Origin of the sequence: Amycolatopsis sp. CA-128772 (assembly GCF_002904295.1) — a bacterium.
In the GTDB taxonomy this organism is placed as follows: Bacteria; Actinomycetota; Actinomycetes; order Mycobacteriales; family Pseudonocardiaceae; genus Amycolatopsis.
In genome coordinates, this window is sequence record NZ_PPHG01000003.1 from 66,214 (window position 1) to 80,464 (window position 14,251).

A 14,251-nucleotide genomic window follows, 5' to 3' on the forward strand; every position below is an offset into this window, starting at 1 on the left:
GGAACGGGGCACCGCCCGGAACGTCAGGCCGTGGGCCGGGTGGCTCCCGCGTACTGGCTCATCAGCGGCGAAATCTTGACGACGTCGCCGCTCGTCGGCGCGTGCACCATCTTGCCGTCGCCGATGTACATGCCGATGTGGGACACGGGGGAGTAGTAGGCGACCAGGTCGCCCGGCTGCAGCTGGTCGCGCGACACCGGGGTGCCGAAGCCCGCCTGCGCCGAGGACGTCCGGGGCAGGCTGATCCCGGCCTGCTTGTACGCCCACTGCATCAGGCCGGAGCAGTCGAACGTGCCCGGCCCGGTGGCGCCCCAGACGTACGCGCTGCCGAGCTTGCTCAGCGCCGCGTTGACCGCGGCCTGCGCGGCCGCGGTGGGCGCCTTGACGGTCGGCGCCGCGCCGCCGGTGTCCTTCTGCGCGGCCTTGTCCGCGCTGCTGAGGTTCCGGCTCTGCGCCTCGATCTGGTCGATCTGCGCCTGGAGGTTCTTCTTCTTGCCTTCGATGTCCGACGCCAGCTTCGCCGCCGCGTCCCGCGCGTCCTGCGCGCGCTTCGCCGCGTCGGTCGCCGCCTTCTCCGCCGCCGTGGCCTTTTCCGCGGCGCCGGAGAGGTTGTCCATCGCGGCGTTCTTGTCGGTCGCGATGACTTCGAGCGCCGCCGACCGGTCCAGGAAGTCCTGGGTGGACGTTCCGGCCAGCAGCGCCGAAAGCTTGTTCAGCTGGACGCCGCCGGTGAACGACGCGCCGGCGAACTTGTCCACTTCGGACTGGTACCGCTGCTTGGCCTCGATGGCCTGGGCACCGGCGTTCTTCGCGGTGGTGACGTCGGCGTTGGCCTGGTCGAGCTGGCCCTGCTTGGCGGTCAGGTCGTCCTGGGCCTTGAGCAGGTCTTCGTTGAGCTTTTCCGCCTGCGCCGCGAGGTCGCGGTACTTGGCGAGGGCGTCCGACCCGGCGGGCGGCGCCTGGAGGGCGGGGACGGGGGCGGCGGTGGCCACCGGCTGGGCCATGGTGACGACGGTGATCACCGAGGCCGCGGCGAGGGCACCTGACACCACGCGCTTGACGGGATGCGAACGCATTCTCGCGCGGGTCTCCTTTGCTGATCGGCCGCCGACGGGTGTCCGGAAGGCGAGTCGGGGGCCTCGCCCGGGTCCGGCGCGCGCTCGACCGCAACAGGGCGAGCGCGCGGGGGGATCCGGTACCCGGCAGGGGGTATCGGCGGCGATCTCGCGTCGCCGTCTCCTGACGACCGGGGGCCGCGAGATCTCGAACAGGTTACGAAACGAGCATGGCGCCGTCCAGAGAGGGTCCCTCGAAACTCTGCGTGACGCTCGATAACACGGCTGGACCAGTGTGAACACCAAAAGGCTGTGGCATGAATTACACACCGTGAAGGCGGTTGCTTACCCTACCCCCCTAGGGTATCTATGAAGACATGACGAACTCGACCTACTCCGTCACCGGCATGACGTGCGGCCACTGCGCCGGCTCGGTGGAAGCGGAGATCCGCGAACTGGACGGCGTGACCGGCGTCGCCGTCGACCTGGCCACCGGCGCGGTGACCGTGCACAGCACCGGCCCCCTGTCCGTCGACGACGTGCGCGGTGCCGTCGAAGAAGCCGGGTACCGGCTGCCGTGAACACCGCAGCGAAGCTCTCCGCCTACGGGGCGGCCCTCGCCCTGGTCGCGGGCGGCGGCTGGGTGACCGGCAACGCCGTCGGCCCGCGGCCCGCAGCGGCCGGGCACGGGGACGTCCACGGCGGCGCCGTCGCGGCGGCCGCGGACCACCAGCCCGGCGGACTGGCGTCGTCGGCGGCCGGCTACACCCTCACGCCCGCCGCCACGACGCTCACCCCAGGCGCCACCACCCCGTTCACCTTCCGGATCACCGGCCCCGGCGGCGCCGCCGTGACCGCCTACGACGTCGAACACGAGAAGCGGATGCACTTCATCGTCGTCCGCCGCGACACGACCGGCTACCGGCACCTGCACCCGGATCTCGCCGCGGACGGCACCTGGACCGTGCCGATCCCGGTCGCCGAGGCGGGCAGCTACCGCGCCTTCGCCGACTTCACGCCCACCGGCGGGAAGGCGCAGACGCTCGGCGTCGACCTCGTGGCGCCGGGGCTGTTCCAGCCGGTCGGCCACGGCGAGTCGCGCGTCGCGGACGTCGACGGCTACCGGGTCCGGCTCGACGGCGACCTGGTCCCCGGCCGCGCCTCGCGGGTGACAGCGACGGTGACCGCACACGGCCGCCCGGTCACCGACCTGCAGCCCTACCTGGGCGCGTACGGCCACCTCGTCGCCCTCCGCGGCGGCGACCTGGGGTACCTGCACGTCCACCCGGACGGCGAACCCGGCGACGGCCGGACCGCGGCGGGTCCGGCCGTGCCGTTCGTCGCCGAGGTGCCGTCGGCCGGGACCTACCGCCTGTTCCTGGACTTCCGCCACGGCGGCGTCGTCCGCACCGCCGACTTCACCGTCACCACGCCGGAAGGGGGCCGGTCATGACCGGGCAGCTGGAGAAAGCCGAGGTCGAGCTGGCCATCACCGGCATGACCTGCGCGTCCTGCGCGATGCGGATCGAGCGCAAGCTCAACAAGCTGGCCGGTGTCACCGCGACCGTCAACTACGCCACGGAGAAGGCGAAGGTCGTGTACCCCGGCGACGTCGCTCCGCAGGACCTCGTCGCGCAGGTCGAAGCGGCCGGCTACACCGCGACGCTGCCGGCGGAGGAACCCGAAGCGGCGGCCGAAGCGGACCCCACCCGCACGCTCCGGCAGCGCCTGCTCGGCTCGGCGGTGCTCAGCGTCCCGGTGATCGTCCTGGCGATGGCGCCCGCCTGGCAGTTCACCTACTGGCAGTGGATCTCCCTCACCCTGTCCGCGCCGGTCGTCACCTGGGGCGCGTGGCCGTTCCACCGCGCCGCGTCCGCCAACCTCCGCCACGGCGCCGCCACCATGGACACGCTCATCTCGATGGGCACGCTCGCCGCGTTCGGCTGGTCGCTGTACGCGCTGCTGTTCGGCACCGCGGGCACGCCCGGCATGACGCACCCGTTCGAGCTCACCATCGAGCGGCTGGCCGGCGACGGCGCGATCTACCTCGAAGTCGCCGCCGGCGTGACGACGTTCATCCTGGCCGGCCGCTACTTCGAAGCCCGCTCCAAGCGCCGCGCCGGCGCCGCCCTCCGCGCGTTGCTGGACCTCGGCGCCAAGGACGTCGCCGTCCTGCGCGACGGCCGCGAAGAGCGCGTCCCGGTCGGCGACCTCGCCGTCGGCGACCGGTTCGTGGTGCGGCCGGGGGAGAAGGTCGCGACCGACGGTGTCGTCGAGGACGGCGGGTCCGCGATCGACGCGAGCCTGCTCACCGGCGAGAGCGTGCCGGTCGAGGTCGGGCCGGGTGACGCCGTGGCCGGCGCGACGGTCAACGCCGGCGGCCGGCTCGTCGTCCGCGCCACCCGCGTCGGCGCCGACACGCAGCTGGCGCAGACCGCGCGGCTGGTCGAGCAGGCGCAGACCGGCAAGGCCCGGGTGCAGCGGCTCGCAGACCGCGTCTCGGCGGTCTTCGTCCCGATCGTCATCGCCCTCGCCGTGGCGACCCTCGCGTTCTGGCTCGGCGCCGGGCAGCCGCCGTCGGCCGCGTTCACCGCCGCGGTCGCCGTGCTGATCATCGCCTGCCCGTGCGCGCTGGGCCTCGCGACGCCGACGGCCCTGCTGGTCGGCACCGGGCGCGGCGCGCAGCTGGGCATCCTCATCAAGGGGCCCGAGGTGCTCGAGTCCACCCGGCGCGTCGACACCGTGGTGCTCGACAAGACCGGCACCGTGACGACCGGCAAAATGGCGCTGGTGCGGGGCGACGGCGAAGTCCTGCGGCTGGCGGGCGCGGTCGAAGCCGCGTCCGAGCACCCGGTGGCGCGGGCGATCGCGGACGCCGCCCGCGAGCGCTTCGGCACCCTGCCGTCCGTTGTGGACTTCCGCAGCACGCCGGGACTGGGCGTCGAAGGCGTCGTCGAAGGGCACGTGGTCGTCGTCGGACGGGCGGAGTTCGCCGGCGACCGGGCCGCGGAGAGCCCGGACACCACGGTTTCCGTGGCCTGGGACGGCGAAGTGCGCGGGCAGCTGGTCGTCGCGGACACGGTGAAGCCGACGTCGGCCGAGGCGGTCCGGCGGCTGCGCGGGCTCGGCCTGACGCCGGTCCTGCTGACCGGGGACAACGCGGCTGTTGCGCGGGCGGTCGCCGCCGAGGTCGGCATCGAGCGCGTGATCGCCGGGGTGCTGCCGGCGGACAAGGCCGACGTCGTGCGGGACCTGCAGGCGGACGGCAAGGTCGTCGCCATGGTCGGCGACGGCGTCAACGACGCGGCCGCGCTCGCCCGGGCCGACCTGGGCCTGGCCATGGGCACTGGCACCGACGCCGCGATCGAGGCGGCCGACCTCACGCTCGTGCGCGGCGACCTGCTCGCCGCGGCCGACGCGATCCGGTTGTCGCGCCGGACGCTGCGGACGATCAAGGGCAACCTGTTCTGGGCCTTCGCCTACAACGTCGCCGCGCTGCCGCTGGCCGCCGCGGGCCTGCTGAACCCGATGCTCGCGGGCGCGGCGATGGCGGTCAGCTCCGTCTTCGTCGTCACGAACAGCCTGCGCCTGCGGGGTTTCCGCGCGGGGTGAAACCGGTTTGTACGTCCCTTGTATCCGGTTGCGTGATCCTTCCGGTCACAGCGATTCCGAACCATGGAGGACCAGGATGTTCACGAAGGCCGCCGTGCTCACGGCGCTCACCGCCGCGACGTTCGCCGTGGCCGCGCCGGCCCAGGCCGAGACTGCGGCGACGACGGCGCTGCCCGGTGCGAACATGGAGGCCGTGCTGAAGGCGGCCCAGATCGACCCGCGCCGCGCCGACGACACCCAGACCCCGGGTGCGCACGACAGCGTCCTGCTCGTCGAGCAGGCGCTGCAGGCGAAGGGGCTGCTGGCGAGCCAGTACGTCGACGGGTACTTCGGCACCACGACCATCACGGCGTACTCGCAGTACCAGAAGTCGTTGGGCTACACCGGTCTCGACGCTTCCGGCCTGCCGGGCAGGACCTCGCTGGAGAAGCTGGGCGAAGGCCGGTACACGGTCACGAACGCGGTGTCCGCCGGCAGCCAGGTGACCTACCACGGCAAGACCCTCAACACCCGCACCAAGGCGATGCTCGTTGCGGCGGAAGGAAAGGCGGGCTTCCAGGTCACCCTGACGCAGGGTTCGTACAACCCCGGCGGCGTCGACGCTTCGGCCGGGACGCACGACGGCGGCGGCGCGATGGACATCTCGGTGTCCGGCATGTCGTCGACCAACCGGAACAACCTGCTGAAGGCGCTGCGGGGCGTCGGGTTCGCGGCCTGGTACCGCACGCCGGCGCAGGGCTTCGACTACCACATCCACGCGATGGCCGTCTCCGACCCGGACCTGTCCTCGGGGGCCCAGCACCAGACCGGCGACTACTACCTGGGCATGAACGGCCTGGCCGGCCGCGGCGCCGACGACGGCCCCCAGGTCGCGAAGGTCACCTGGGAGGAGTACCAGCGCGGCTGACGCCGGGCGCGCGCCCGGCCGTGGTGGCACGGCCGGGCGCACCGGTGGTTTGATCGAAAGGACCAACGACTTGGGGGTACTTCGATGCCGCAGAAGGCGTTCCGGTTCGGCGTGGTCGCGGGCGCGGTGGAAGGTGGCGCGAACTGGCTCGCCACCGCGCGCCGGGCCGAAGAGCTCGGCTATTCGACCCTGCTGTGCCCGGACAACCTGAACATGCCGACGCCGACCGCGGCCCTCGCGGCCGCCGCGGCGGCGACGACCGAGCTGCGCGTCGGCTCCTTCGTCCTGGCCAGCCCGTTGCGCACCGCGCGGGCGGCGGCGTGGGAGGCCCGCAGCCTCACCGTCGTCACGGACGGCCGGTTCGAGCTCGGCCTCGGCACCGGGCGGCCGGAAATGCGGCAGCAGGCCGAGGAGCTCGGGCTGCCGTACGGCTCGGGGCAGGAGCGGCTCGACTCGATTTCCGAGACGATCGACCACGTCCGCCGGCTCGACGGCGACGCGCACACGCCGGTGATGATCGCCGCGGGTGGCCCCAAGGTGCGCCGCCTCGCCGGCCTGAAGGCCGACATCGTCACGATGGCCGGCGGCGTGCTGACCACCCGGGAGGAAATGACCGGGTACGTCCGGGAAGTCCGGTCCGCGGCCGGCGACCGCGACCTCGAGTTCGCGATGAACATCTGGGTCGTCGGCGAGCAGGTGCCGCCGTGGATCCGCGGCTTCATCGGCGTCGACGCCGAGACGCTCATCGAGCACGACTCGCTGGCCATCCTCCGCGGCGGCGTCGACGACATGGTGGCGGAGCTCGAACGCCGTCGCGAGGAACAGGGCCTGTCCTACATCAGCGTCAACGGCGCGTTCCTGGAGGAGTTCGCCCCGGTGGTGGCGCGGCTGGCGGGGAAGTGAGCGTCGCGGGGTCGGTGTTGGCGCCGCAGAGCAGCACGGCGACCCGCTCGCCCGGCGCCGGCCGGTAGGCGCCGGAGCGCAGGGCGGCGAACGCGGCCGCTCCGCCGGGTTCGACGGCGAGGCGGTAGCGGTCCCACAGCGCCGCCCTCGCTTCGACGATCGCCGTGTCGTCCACCAGCACCGAACCCGCGCCCGTGCGGGTGGCGACGGCGAAGCCGAGGTCGCCGATCCGGGACGCGCCCAGCGAGTCGGCGGCGACGCCGGAGACCTCGACCGTGACCGGCGCTCCCGCGGCCAGCGCCGAATGCAGCGTCGGGATCGTGCGCGGTTCGACGCCGACCACCCGCGCCCGGCCTTCGACGGCGGCGGCGACGCCGGCCAGCAGCCCGCCGCCGCCGACCGCGACGAGGATCGTGTCGAGGCCGCCGGTCTGGTCCAGCAGTTCCAGGCCGAGGGTGCCCTGCCCGGCGCAGATGTCCGGCTGGTCGTAGGCGTGGCAGAAGAGCGTGCCGGAGTCCGCGGCGTCCTTCACGGCCGCGTCGTAGGCGTCGGCGTACTTCTCGCCGACCAGCTCCACCGCCGCGCCGAGCTGCCGCAGCTTCGCAACCTTCACCGCGGGCGCGGTCGCCGGGAGGTAGACGCGGGCGGGGAGGCCGAACTCGCGGGCGGCGTGGGCGACGGCGAGCCCGGCGTTGCCGCCCGACGCGGCCACGACCCCGGTCTGCTCGCCCGCGGCGAGGATCCGGTTGAAGGCGCCCCGGGCCTTGAACGACCCGGTGTGCTGCAGCTGTTCCAGCTTGAACCACACGCCGTCGTCCGCGAACACCGGCGTCCGGCGGACCCGGCCCTCGATGCGCGCGGCCGCCCGTTCCACATCCGCAGTGCTGATCATGGCTCCAGCATGCCGTGCGCACCACCGGCGTCCCCCGGCGGACGGCCTCGGATCAGCCGGCCGCGCGGCCGGGACCCTCGAACCGGGCGGAGGCCGCCCGCAGCGCGTCCAGGCAGGCCCGGACCGCGCCGCTGTCCTCCTCGCCCGCCCGGCAGATCGCGAAGATCGTCCGTGTCAGCGCCGGGCGCGTGGTCAGGATCCGGACGCCGCCGGGAAGGCGGTCGCGGGCCAGGCGGGGGACCAGCGCCGCGCCGACGTTGCCCGCCACCAGGGCCAGCTGGGTCGGGTAGCCGCCGACCGTGCAGCTGATCCGGGGCGCCAGCCCCTGCCGGCGCAGCACCTGGACCAGCCACTCGTGGCAGCCGGACCCGGCGGTCCAGCCGATCCACGGCAGGTCGTCCACTTCGGACAGGTCGACGGTCTTGCGGTGGGCCAGCCGGTGCCCGGCCGGCAGGGCGAGGTCGGCGACGTCGGCGAACAGCGCGGTGCCCGTCGCCGCCGGCGGGATCTCGGTCGGGCGGTCGGCCCAGCTCTCCACGACGGCCACGTCGAGGTCGCCGGACACGACCCGGGGGATCGTCTGCTCCGCCTCGCCCTCGTGCAGCGTCACCGCCAGCCGCGGGTGCTGCGCGGCCAGGGTGGCCAGCGCGGGCGGCAGCAGCGCGTGCACGGTCGTCGGGATCGCGCCGACCCGCAGCGGGCCGATGACGTCCTCGCGCAGCAGCTCCAGGTCCGCCTTCGCCTCGGCCACCTGCGCGAGGATCCGCTCGGCGTGCCCGGCCAGCACCTGGCCCGCCTTCGTCAGCCGGACGCCGCGGCCGCGGGGCTCCAGCAACGGCTGGCCCGCCTCGCGTTCCAGCTTCGCCAGCTGCTGTGACACACCCGACGGCGTCACGTGCAGGGACGCGGCCGCTGCGGCGACCGAGCCCTGGGTGGCGAGTGCGTGCAGCGCTCGCATCCGCTCGAGTCCGAACACGGTAGTGATACTACCGAAATCCGCGCAGAAACATTCGCTTGTCCTTGACAGTCGCCGCCCGCAGGCTGGGCGGCGTGACCACGACCGCCGCCCGGCCCCTCACCCGCCGCTTCGACCCGCGGCTGCTCGCCGCGCTCGGCAGCTTCTGCATCGCGCTGTCGTCGGTCTTCATCAAGGTCTCGCACACCAGCGGCAGCACCAGCGCGTTCTGGCGCTGCCTGCTCGCGCTGCCGGTGCTGCTCCTGCTGGCCCGGCGGGAACGGCGGCAGCCCGGGCCGGCGCCGCGCCGGCGGGTGCTCCTCCCGCTGCTGGCCGGGACCGGCCTCGGCCTCGACTTCGTGCTGTGGGGCGAAGCGATCCCGCGGGTCGGCGCCGGCATCGCGACGGTGCTGCTCGCCGTGCAGGTGGTGATCGTGCCGCTGCTGGCCTTCGCGTTCCTGGCCGAGCGGCCCTCGAAGCGGTTCCTCGCCGCGGCACCGGTGCTGGTCGGCGGGATCGTGCTGGCCGGCGGGTTCGCCGGCACCGGCTCGTTCGGCCCCGATCCGGTGACCGGGGCGGTCGCGGCGCTGCTGGCCGGCGCGGGGTACGCCGGTTACCTGTTCCTGATCCGGCTCACCGGCGGCACCGGGACGCAGGCGCACTCGCTGGTGCTGGCGACGGCGTCCGCGGGCGTGGTCGCCGTCGTGCTCGGCCTCCCGACCGGCACGCTCGACCTGGCCCCCGGCTGGCCGGTGTTCGGCTGGCTGGCCGCCCTGGCCGGGATCGGGCAGCTGGCGGGGTGGCTGCTCATCTCCGCCGCGCTGCCGCGGATGTCCGCCACCACCGGGGCGACGTTGATGCTGCTGCAGCCGGTCGGCGCGGTGCTGCTGGGCGTCGTCCTGCTCGGGGAGGCACCCGGGTGGGCGCAGCTGGCCGGCTGCGCCGGCGTGGTCGCCGCGGTTTGCTTCGCCGGCGGCGCAAGATCTGCGCGCGAAGGCCGTCCCGGCTAACGTCGCGGGCATGCGGGTGCTGGTGGCCGGAGCGTCGGGGTTCGTCGGCAGCCGGTTGTGCCCGGCTCTGGAGGCCGCCGGCCACGAGGTCCTCGCGATGACCCGCCACCCCGCGAAGTACCGGGGCGCCGGAAAGGCCGTCCGCGGCGACGTCGCCGACGTCGGCTCCCTGCGTGACGCGCTCAAGGGTGCGGAAGCCGCGTACTACCTCGTGCATTCACTCGACAGTGCGGACTTCAAGCGCCGCGACGCCGACGCCGCGCGGGCGTTCGCGCGGGCCGCGGCCGGCGCGGACCTGCGCCGGATCGTCTACCTCGGCGGCCTCGGCGACGACGATGACGCGCTGTCGGAGCACCTGGCCAGCCGCCGCGAGGTCGAGCGGCTGCTGGGGGAGACCGGTGTGCCGGTGACGGTGCTGCGCGCGGGGATCGTGATCGGGCACGGCGGCACGTCGTGGGAGCTGACGCGTCAGCTGGTCGAGCACCTGCCGGCGATGGTCACCCCCCGCTGGGTCGACACCCGCACCCAGCCGATCGCGGTCGCCGACGTCGTCCGCTACCTGGCCGGCGTGCTCGACCACCCGGAGGCCGCCGGGCGGACGTTCGACATCGGCGGCCCCGAGGTGCTGGCGTACCGCGACATGCTGCAGCGCGTCGCGGCGATCCAGGGGCGCCCGCTGCTGATCCTGCCGGTGCCGATGCTGTCCCCGCGCTTGTCGTCGTACTGGCTGTCGCTGGTGACGGACATCGACGTGACGACCGGCCGCGCGCTGATCGATTCGATGACCAACGAGGTCGTGGTCCGCGACGACGCGATCCGCCGGGTCGTCGACTTCGAGCCGATGGGCTACGACGAAGCGGTGCTGCAGGCCCTGGGCGAGCGCGCGAAGAGCCGGCGGACGGCGTGAAGGGCCTCCTCGCCGCGGTGACGGCCGCCGGCTCCGGGCTGCTGGGCGCCTCGCTGGCCAGCCACCCCGGATCCCGCCGGTTCCACGTGCTGACGGCCTCGGTGGCGGCCACGTGGCTGGCCGGTGCAACGGCGGCCGGCCCGGTCCCCCGAGGCCGCCGGGAAATCATCCAGCCGGCGGCGGCGGGCGCGGGCGCGTTCGCGGCGTTCTACGGGTGCGCACTGGTGGCCCGCCGCATCCCCCTCCTGCGCAGGGCGATCACGGGCGTCCTGGACCACGCCCACCGCGGCCCGACCTCCTCGGTGGCGGCGACGGCCCTGCTCACGGGAGCGGCGGAGGAGGTGTTCTTCCGCGGCACGCTGTACGACGCACTGGGCCCCGGCGGATCCACGGCCGCGTACGTGCTGTCGACAACGGCGACCCGGAACCCGGCACTGGTACTGGCGTCGGCGGCGATGGGGACGCTGTTCGCGTGGCAGCGGGGGCGATCGGGCGGAGTGCAGGCGCCATTGCTGACGCACGTGGTGTGGTCGGCGTTGATGCTGGCCTTCATGCCGCGGCTGTTCCCGCCGGACTGACGCAGCCATCAGCTCCGCCTGGCCCGGCACCCGTAACCGGCCGCGCCCCGGAGAGCAGCCTGCGCATGTCTTTCGATCGTGCCCGGGAGCTCATCACCCACTTCAGGAAGGCGAACAGGTGCCGGAACCGGTCGGGGTGCTCGGTCTGCGTTTCGACGGCTTCATGTCTCCAGAAGACCGTGTCCGGCCCGTGTTCCACAGCTGGTGGAACGAAGCCGAACCACTCCGAACCGACGCGGACGAGCCGGAACGGACCACGTAACGTGACGGCCGGCTGGTGCGACCGGTTGGTGTGGTCGTATCCCGGTCAGCCACCCTGTTCGGCGATCCGGACCCGGAGCGGTTCAGCAGCGTCGCCGGTTTCGCCGGCCTGCTGCGGCAGGTCAGGTCCCGCTCGGGGAAGACGTACGACGAGCTGGCCAGGTCGTCGTCGAACCGGCCGAGCCGTGGCAACGAGCCCGGGCACGGCTGGAAACGAGCACGACCCCGCAGGAGCTGGGGCTGGACCTGGTCGTCGCCAAGAACGATCTCGGCGACTTCTCGCGCGACCTGAACGACCGCCTCGCCGAGGCGCGCCAGGAGGTGTCGGACCTGCGGTGGCGGGAGCAGGACCTGGCGGCGCGGCTGGCTCGCGAGGAGACCAAGTGCCGGCAGTTGGAAGCCGACCTGGAGCGGTTGCGCTCCGGCCGTGCTGCGGTGGTTTCGCCCGGTGACGTCCAGCGCGAGCAGGAACTGCACGTGCTGCACCACCGCGAGCGCGAACACATCGAGAACATGAAGACCGAACTGGCGGAGATCAACCAGGCCAGGCGGGAGGCCGAAGAGCACGCCGAGCTCGTCGCCGCCGAGTCCAAGGACAGCGAGCACCAGCTGGGCCGCGTCGTCGACTTCATGGAGCTGCACTTCACCCGGGCCGAGTACGAGCGCCGTGGCCGGGAGAAGCTCGAGGGGCAGCTGGCGGAGGCCCAGCGACGGATCGCCCAGCTGCAGAAAATCCTCGCCCTGTACCGGGAACCCCTCTGACCCCACGCCGGCCGTTGTCCGAATAGCCCGACAACCGGACAGAATCCTTCGAAACCCATCCGCGGCTTCCTATCCTGGAAAGACCCCACGCGTGGAGAGGGATGTCGATGCGGACATTGCTCGTTCTGCTGCTCGTGCTCGGCTTCCCCATCCCCGCCGCCGCGAGTGCCGTCTGTGGCATCTACTGCGACACCCGTGATCCCTCCCAAGCCGCGCAGGAAACCTTCCCCCTGCCCGGCAAAGTGCTCAACTCACGCATCCTCAAGCTCCACGCCGACGACCCCGACGGCATGGCCTGGGCCAGCATCGACCAGGGCGTTCCCGGGGACGCCGTCTGGCTGGACCGCTCCTGGGACGGCGGTGCCACCTGGGAGGGCCTGCTCGGCAAAGCGAGCATCCCCGCCACCTGGACCGGCACCCGCACGCTCATGTACAACCGCACCGATCCCGCCCACCACCGCCGCGGTCTCGTGCGGGCCTGCGGGGACGCGCAGGCCGTCGGCTGCACCGCCTGGATCCACCCCGACGTCTGCGACGCCGCCTGTGACCGCAGCGCTCCGGCGGCGGGGGACAGCCAGCCCGTGGCGCCCGCCACGCTTTTCGGCCGCACCATCCGGTTGCACTTCGACGGCCGCGGGCTGGCCTGGGCCGGCATCGAGACCGGCGGGGCAGGGGACGAGGTCTGGCTCGACCGCTCGTGGGACGCCGGCGCGAGCTGGCCCGACGGTTCGTCCCTCGGCCGCACGAGCGTGCCCGCGGGCGCCACCGGTACCCGCACGGCGGCCTTCGCCGCGCGCGATCCGCGTGGCCGGCTCTACGGCGGTGCCCTCAGGGCGTGCGGCCGCGAAGCCGCCCACGCGCAGGGCAGCTGCACCGCCTGGGCGCGGCCGGCGACGACCCGCGCCGCCGGGGCGCTCGACGCCCTGATGTGGTCCTACGACCCCTACGCCGCCTGGTGGCCGTCGAGCTGGTGGAACTCCGCGGTCGCCGTCACCGCGGTCGCCGACGCGGGCGGGTTCGACGCCGCGCTGGCCCGCACCTTCGACGTCAACCGCGTCGCCTTTCCCGCCGGGGCGCGCGGTTCCGATCCGATCGACGGGCACTTCGTCAGCCGCGCCGTCGACGACAGCGCCTGGTGGGGACTGGCCTGGATCGCCGTCTACGACCGCACCGGCGACCCGCGCTACCTCGCCGAGGCGACGACGATCGCCGGATACGTCCACGGCTTCTGGGACACGAGCACCTGCGGCGGCGGGGTCTGGTGGGACCGCGAGCGGACGTACAAGAACGCCGTCACGTCGGGGTTGTACCTGCGGCTGGCCGCGTCCCTGCACCGGCGGATCGCCGGCGACACGGTCTGGGGCGCGCGGGCCCGCACGGCAGGCGACTGGTACCTCGGCAGCGGCCTGGTCAACGCCGCCGGCCTGGTGAACGACGGCTTGACGGCGTCCTGCGCCAACAACGGCCAGCCGGTCTGGACCTACAACCAGGGCCTCGGTATCGGCGGCCTGCTGGAGCTGGGGCGCGCGACCGGTGTCCAGTCCTATGTGGACGCAGCGAAGCGGCTCGCGGACGCGGCGATGGCGCGGCTGACCTCGAACGGCGTGCTCGTCGAATCCTGCGACACCGGCACGGGTTCCTGCGACGACAACCAGAAGCAGTTCAAGGGCATCTTCATGCGGTACTTCGGCGACCTCGCCACCGCGACCGGCTCGCCGGCCTACCGCGCGTTCGCGCAGAAGCAGGCTGACGCGCTGTGGACCGGAGACCGGGACGCGCTCGATCGGATCGGCCAGCGCTGGACCGGCACCGCGCCGAACGTGGCCGACTGGCGCACCCAGGCGTCCGGGCTCGAAGCGATCCTCGCGGCCGGCTAGCAGGGACCGGCTTCGCGGCAGGCTTCCGTCCCGGTCTTGCGGGTGGCCTGCTGCAGGAGTTCGTAGAGCGTCTCGCGCTGGTCGTCGCCGAGGGCGCTGAACACCTCGTCCTCGACCGCGGCGAGCGCGAACTCGGCCCGCGCGAGCAGCTTCGCGCCGACGTCGGTGAGTTCGACGACGTGCCGGCGGCGGTCGGTCGCCGACCGGCGGCGCTCGACGAGGTTCTCCGTCTCGAGGTCGTTGAGCAGGCCGACGACGTTGGTGCCGTCCATCTCGAGGATCTTCGCCAGGTCCTGCTGCGAGCTCTCGCCGCGGTCGCGCAGCACGGTCAGGGCGATGAGGTGCCGCGGCCGGATCCCGAGGGGCGCCAGCACCGACTCGCTGCGCAGCCGCAGCCGGCGCGCCACGTGGTCGATCAGCGCGCCGCACCGGTGGGGCGGCTGGTTGACGACCGGCAGCGAAGACATGGGCCCAGTATATGGGCCGGGCAATGGTCGATGTGCTATTAATGGTTTGTCCTACACCAACGATC

General features: G+C 73.3%; 14 protein-coding genes. 10 read left to right on the top strand and 4 right to left on the bottom strand.

The window, feature by feature from the left end; genetic code table 11:
• Positions 1–23: 23 nt before the first annotated feature.
• Complete coding sequence (locus C2L59_RS00715) at positions 24–1,076, bottom strand: NlpC/P60 family protein (protein ID WP_103347548.1); 1,053 nt, start codon at positions 1,074–1,076, stop codon at positions 24–26.
• A 356-nt stretch (positions 1,077–1,432) separates the two neighbouring features.
• Between C2L59_RS00715 and C2L59_RS00720 the strand changes: the two genes are divergently transcribed.
• The 5 genes from C2L59_RS00720 (at position 1,433) to C2L59_RS00740 (ending at position 6,477) form a co-directional block, all read left to right on the top strand.
• Positions 1,433–1,636, top strand: coding sequence for a heavy-metal-associated domain-containing protein (locus tag C2L59_RS00720; RefSeq protein WP_103347549.1), 204 nt, complete (start codon positions 1,433–1,435; stop codon positions 1,634–1,636).
• Positions 1,633–2,508: a hypothetical protein gene (locus C2L59_RS00725; protein ID WP_103347550.1), complete on the top strand. Its 876-nt coding sequence runs from the start codon at positions 1,633–1,635 to the stop codon at positions 2,506–2,508. Before C2L59_RS00720 ends, C2L59_RS00725 begins: the two co-directional genes overlap by 4 nt.
• Entirely contained in the window at positions 2,505–4,667 is a 2,163-nt protein-coding gene (locus C2L59_RS00730) for a cation-translocating P-type ATPase (protein ID WP_103347551.1), read from the top strand. Before C2L59_RS00725 ends, C2L59_RS00730 begins: the two co-directional genes overlap by 4 nt.
• Before the next feature lie 76 nt (positions 4,668–4,743).
• Entirely contained in the window at positions 4,744–5,574 is an 831-nt protein-coding gene (locus C2L59_RS00735) for a peptidoglycan-binding protein (RefSeq protein WP_103347552.1), read from the top strand.
• 84 nt (positions 5,575–5,658) lie between these two features.
• Complete coding sequence (locus tag C2L59_RS00740; protein ID WP_103347553.1) at positions 5,659–6,477, top strand: LLM class flavin-dependent oxidoreductase; 819 nt, start codon at positions 5,659–5,661, stop codon at positions 6,475–6,477.
• Here C2L59_RS00740 and C2L59_RS00745 read toward each other — a convergent pair.
• Positions 6,419–7,369 carry a threonine/serine dehydratase gene (locus tag C2L59_RS00745; protein WP_103347554.1) on the bottom strand — a complete coding sequence of 317 codons (951 nt, stop codon included), beginning with the start codon at positions 7,367–7,369 and terminating at the stop codon, positions 6,419–6,421. The genes C2L59_RS00740 and C2L59_RS00745 overlap by 59 nt on opposite strands.
• A gap of 52 nt (positions 7,370–7,421) precedes the next feature.
• Entirely contained in the window at positions 7,422–8,345 is a 924-nt protein-coding gene (locus C2L59_RS00750; protein ID WP_103347555.1) for a LysR family transcriptional regulator, read from the bottom strand.
• A 74-nt stretch (positions 8,346–8,419) separates the two neighbouring features.
• Here C2L59_RS00750 and C2L59_RS00755 point away from each other — a divergent pair, with 74 nt between their 5' ends.
• The 5 genes from C2L59_RS00755 to C2L59_RS00775 all read left to right on the top strand — a co-directional run bounded on the left by C2L59_RS00755 (position 8,420) and on the right by C2L59_RS00775 (position 13,719).
• Positions 8,420–9,334 carry a DMT family transporter gene (locus C2L59_RS00755; protein ID WP_103347556.1) on the top strand — a complete coding sequence of 305 codons (915 nt, stop codon included), beginning with the start codon at positions 8,420–8,422 and terminating at the stop codon, positions 9,332–9,334.
• Positions 9,335–9,344: 10 nt separating this feature from the next.
• A complete protein-coding gene (locus C2L59_RS00760) occupies positions 9,345–10,241 on the top strand; it encodes an NAD(P)H-binding protein (protein ID WP_103347557.1) in 897 nt (298 codons plus the stop codon).
• Positions 10,238–10,819 (top strand): CPBP family intramembrane glutamic endopeptidase, encoded by a 582-nt coding sequence (locus tag C2L59_RS00765; RefSeq protein WP_103347558.1) that lies wholly within the window; start codon positions 10,238–10,240, stop codon positions 10,817–10,819. Before C2L59_RS00760 ends, C2L59_RS00765 begins: the two co-directional genes overlap by 4 nt.
• Positions 10,820–11,401: 582 nt before the next feature.
• Positions 11,402–11,842, top strand: coding sequence for a hypothetical protein (locus C2L59_RS00770; RefSeq protein ID WP_103347559.1), 441 nt, complete (start codon positions 11,402–11,404; stop codon positions 11,840–11,842).
• Positions 11,843–11,949: 107 nt separating this feature from the next.
• A complete protein-coding gene (locus C2L59_RS00775; protein ID WP_233223191.1) occupies positions 11,950–13,719 on the top strand; it encodes a glycoside hydrolase family 76 protein in 1,770 nt (589 codons plus the stop codon).
• On the opposite strand, the gene C2L59_RS00780 is transcribed toward C2L59_RS00775, so the two are convergent.
• Positions 13,716–14,186, bottom strand: coding sequence for a MarR family winged helix-turn-helix transcriptional regulator (locus C2L59_RS00780; RefSeq protein ID WP_103347561.1), 471 nt, complete (start codon positions 14,184–14,186; stop codon positions 13,716–13,718). The genes C2L59_RS00775 and C2L59_RS00780 overlap by 4 nt on opposite strands.
• Between the last annotated feature and the right edge of the window lie 65 nt (positions 14,187–14,251).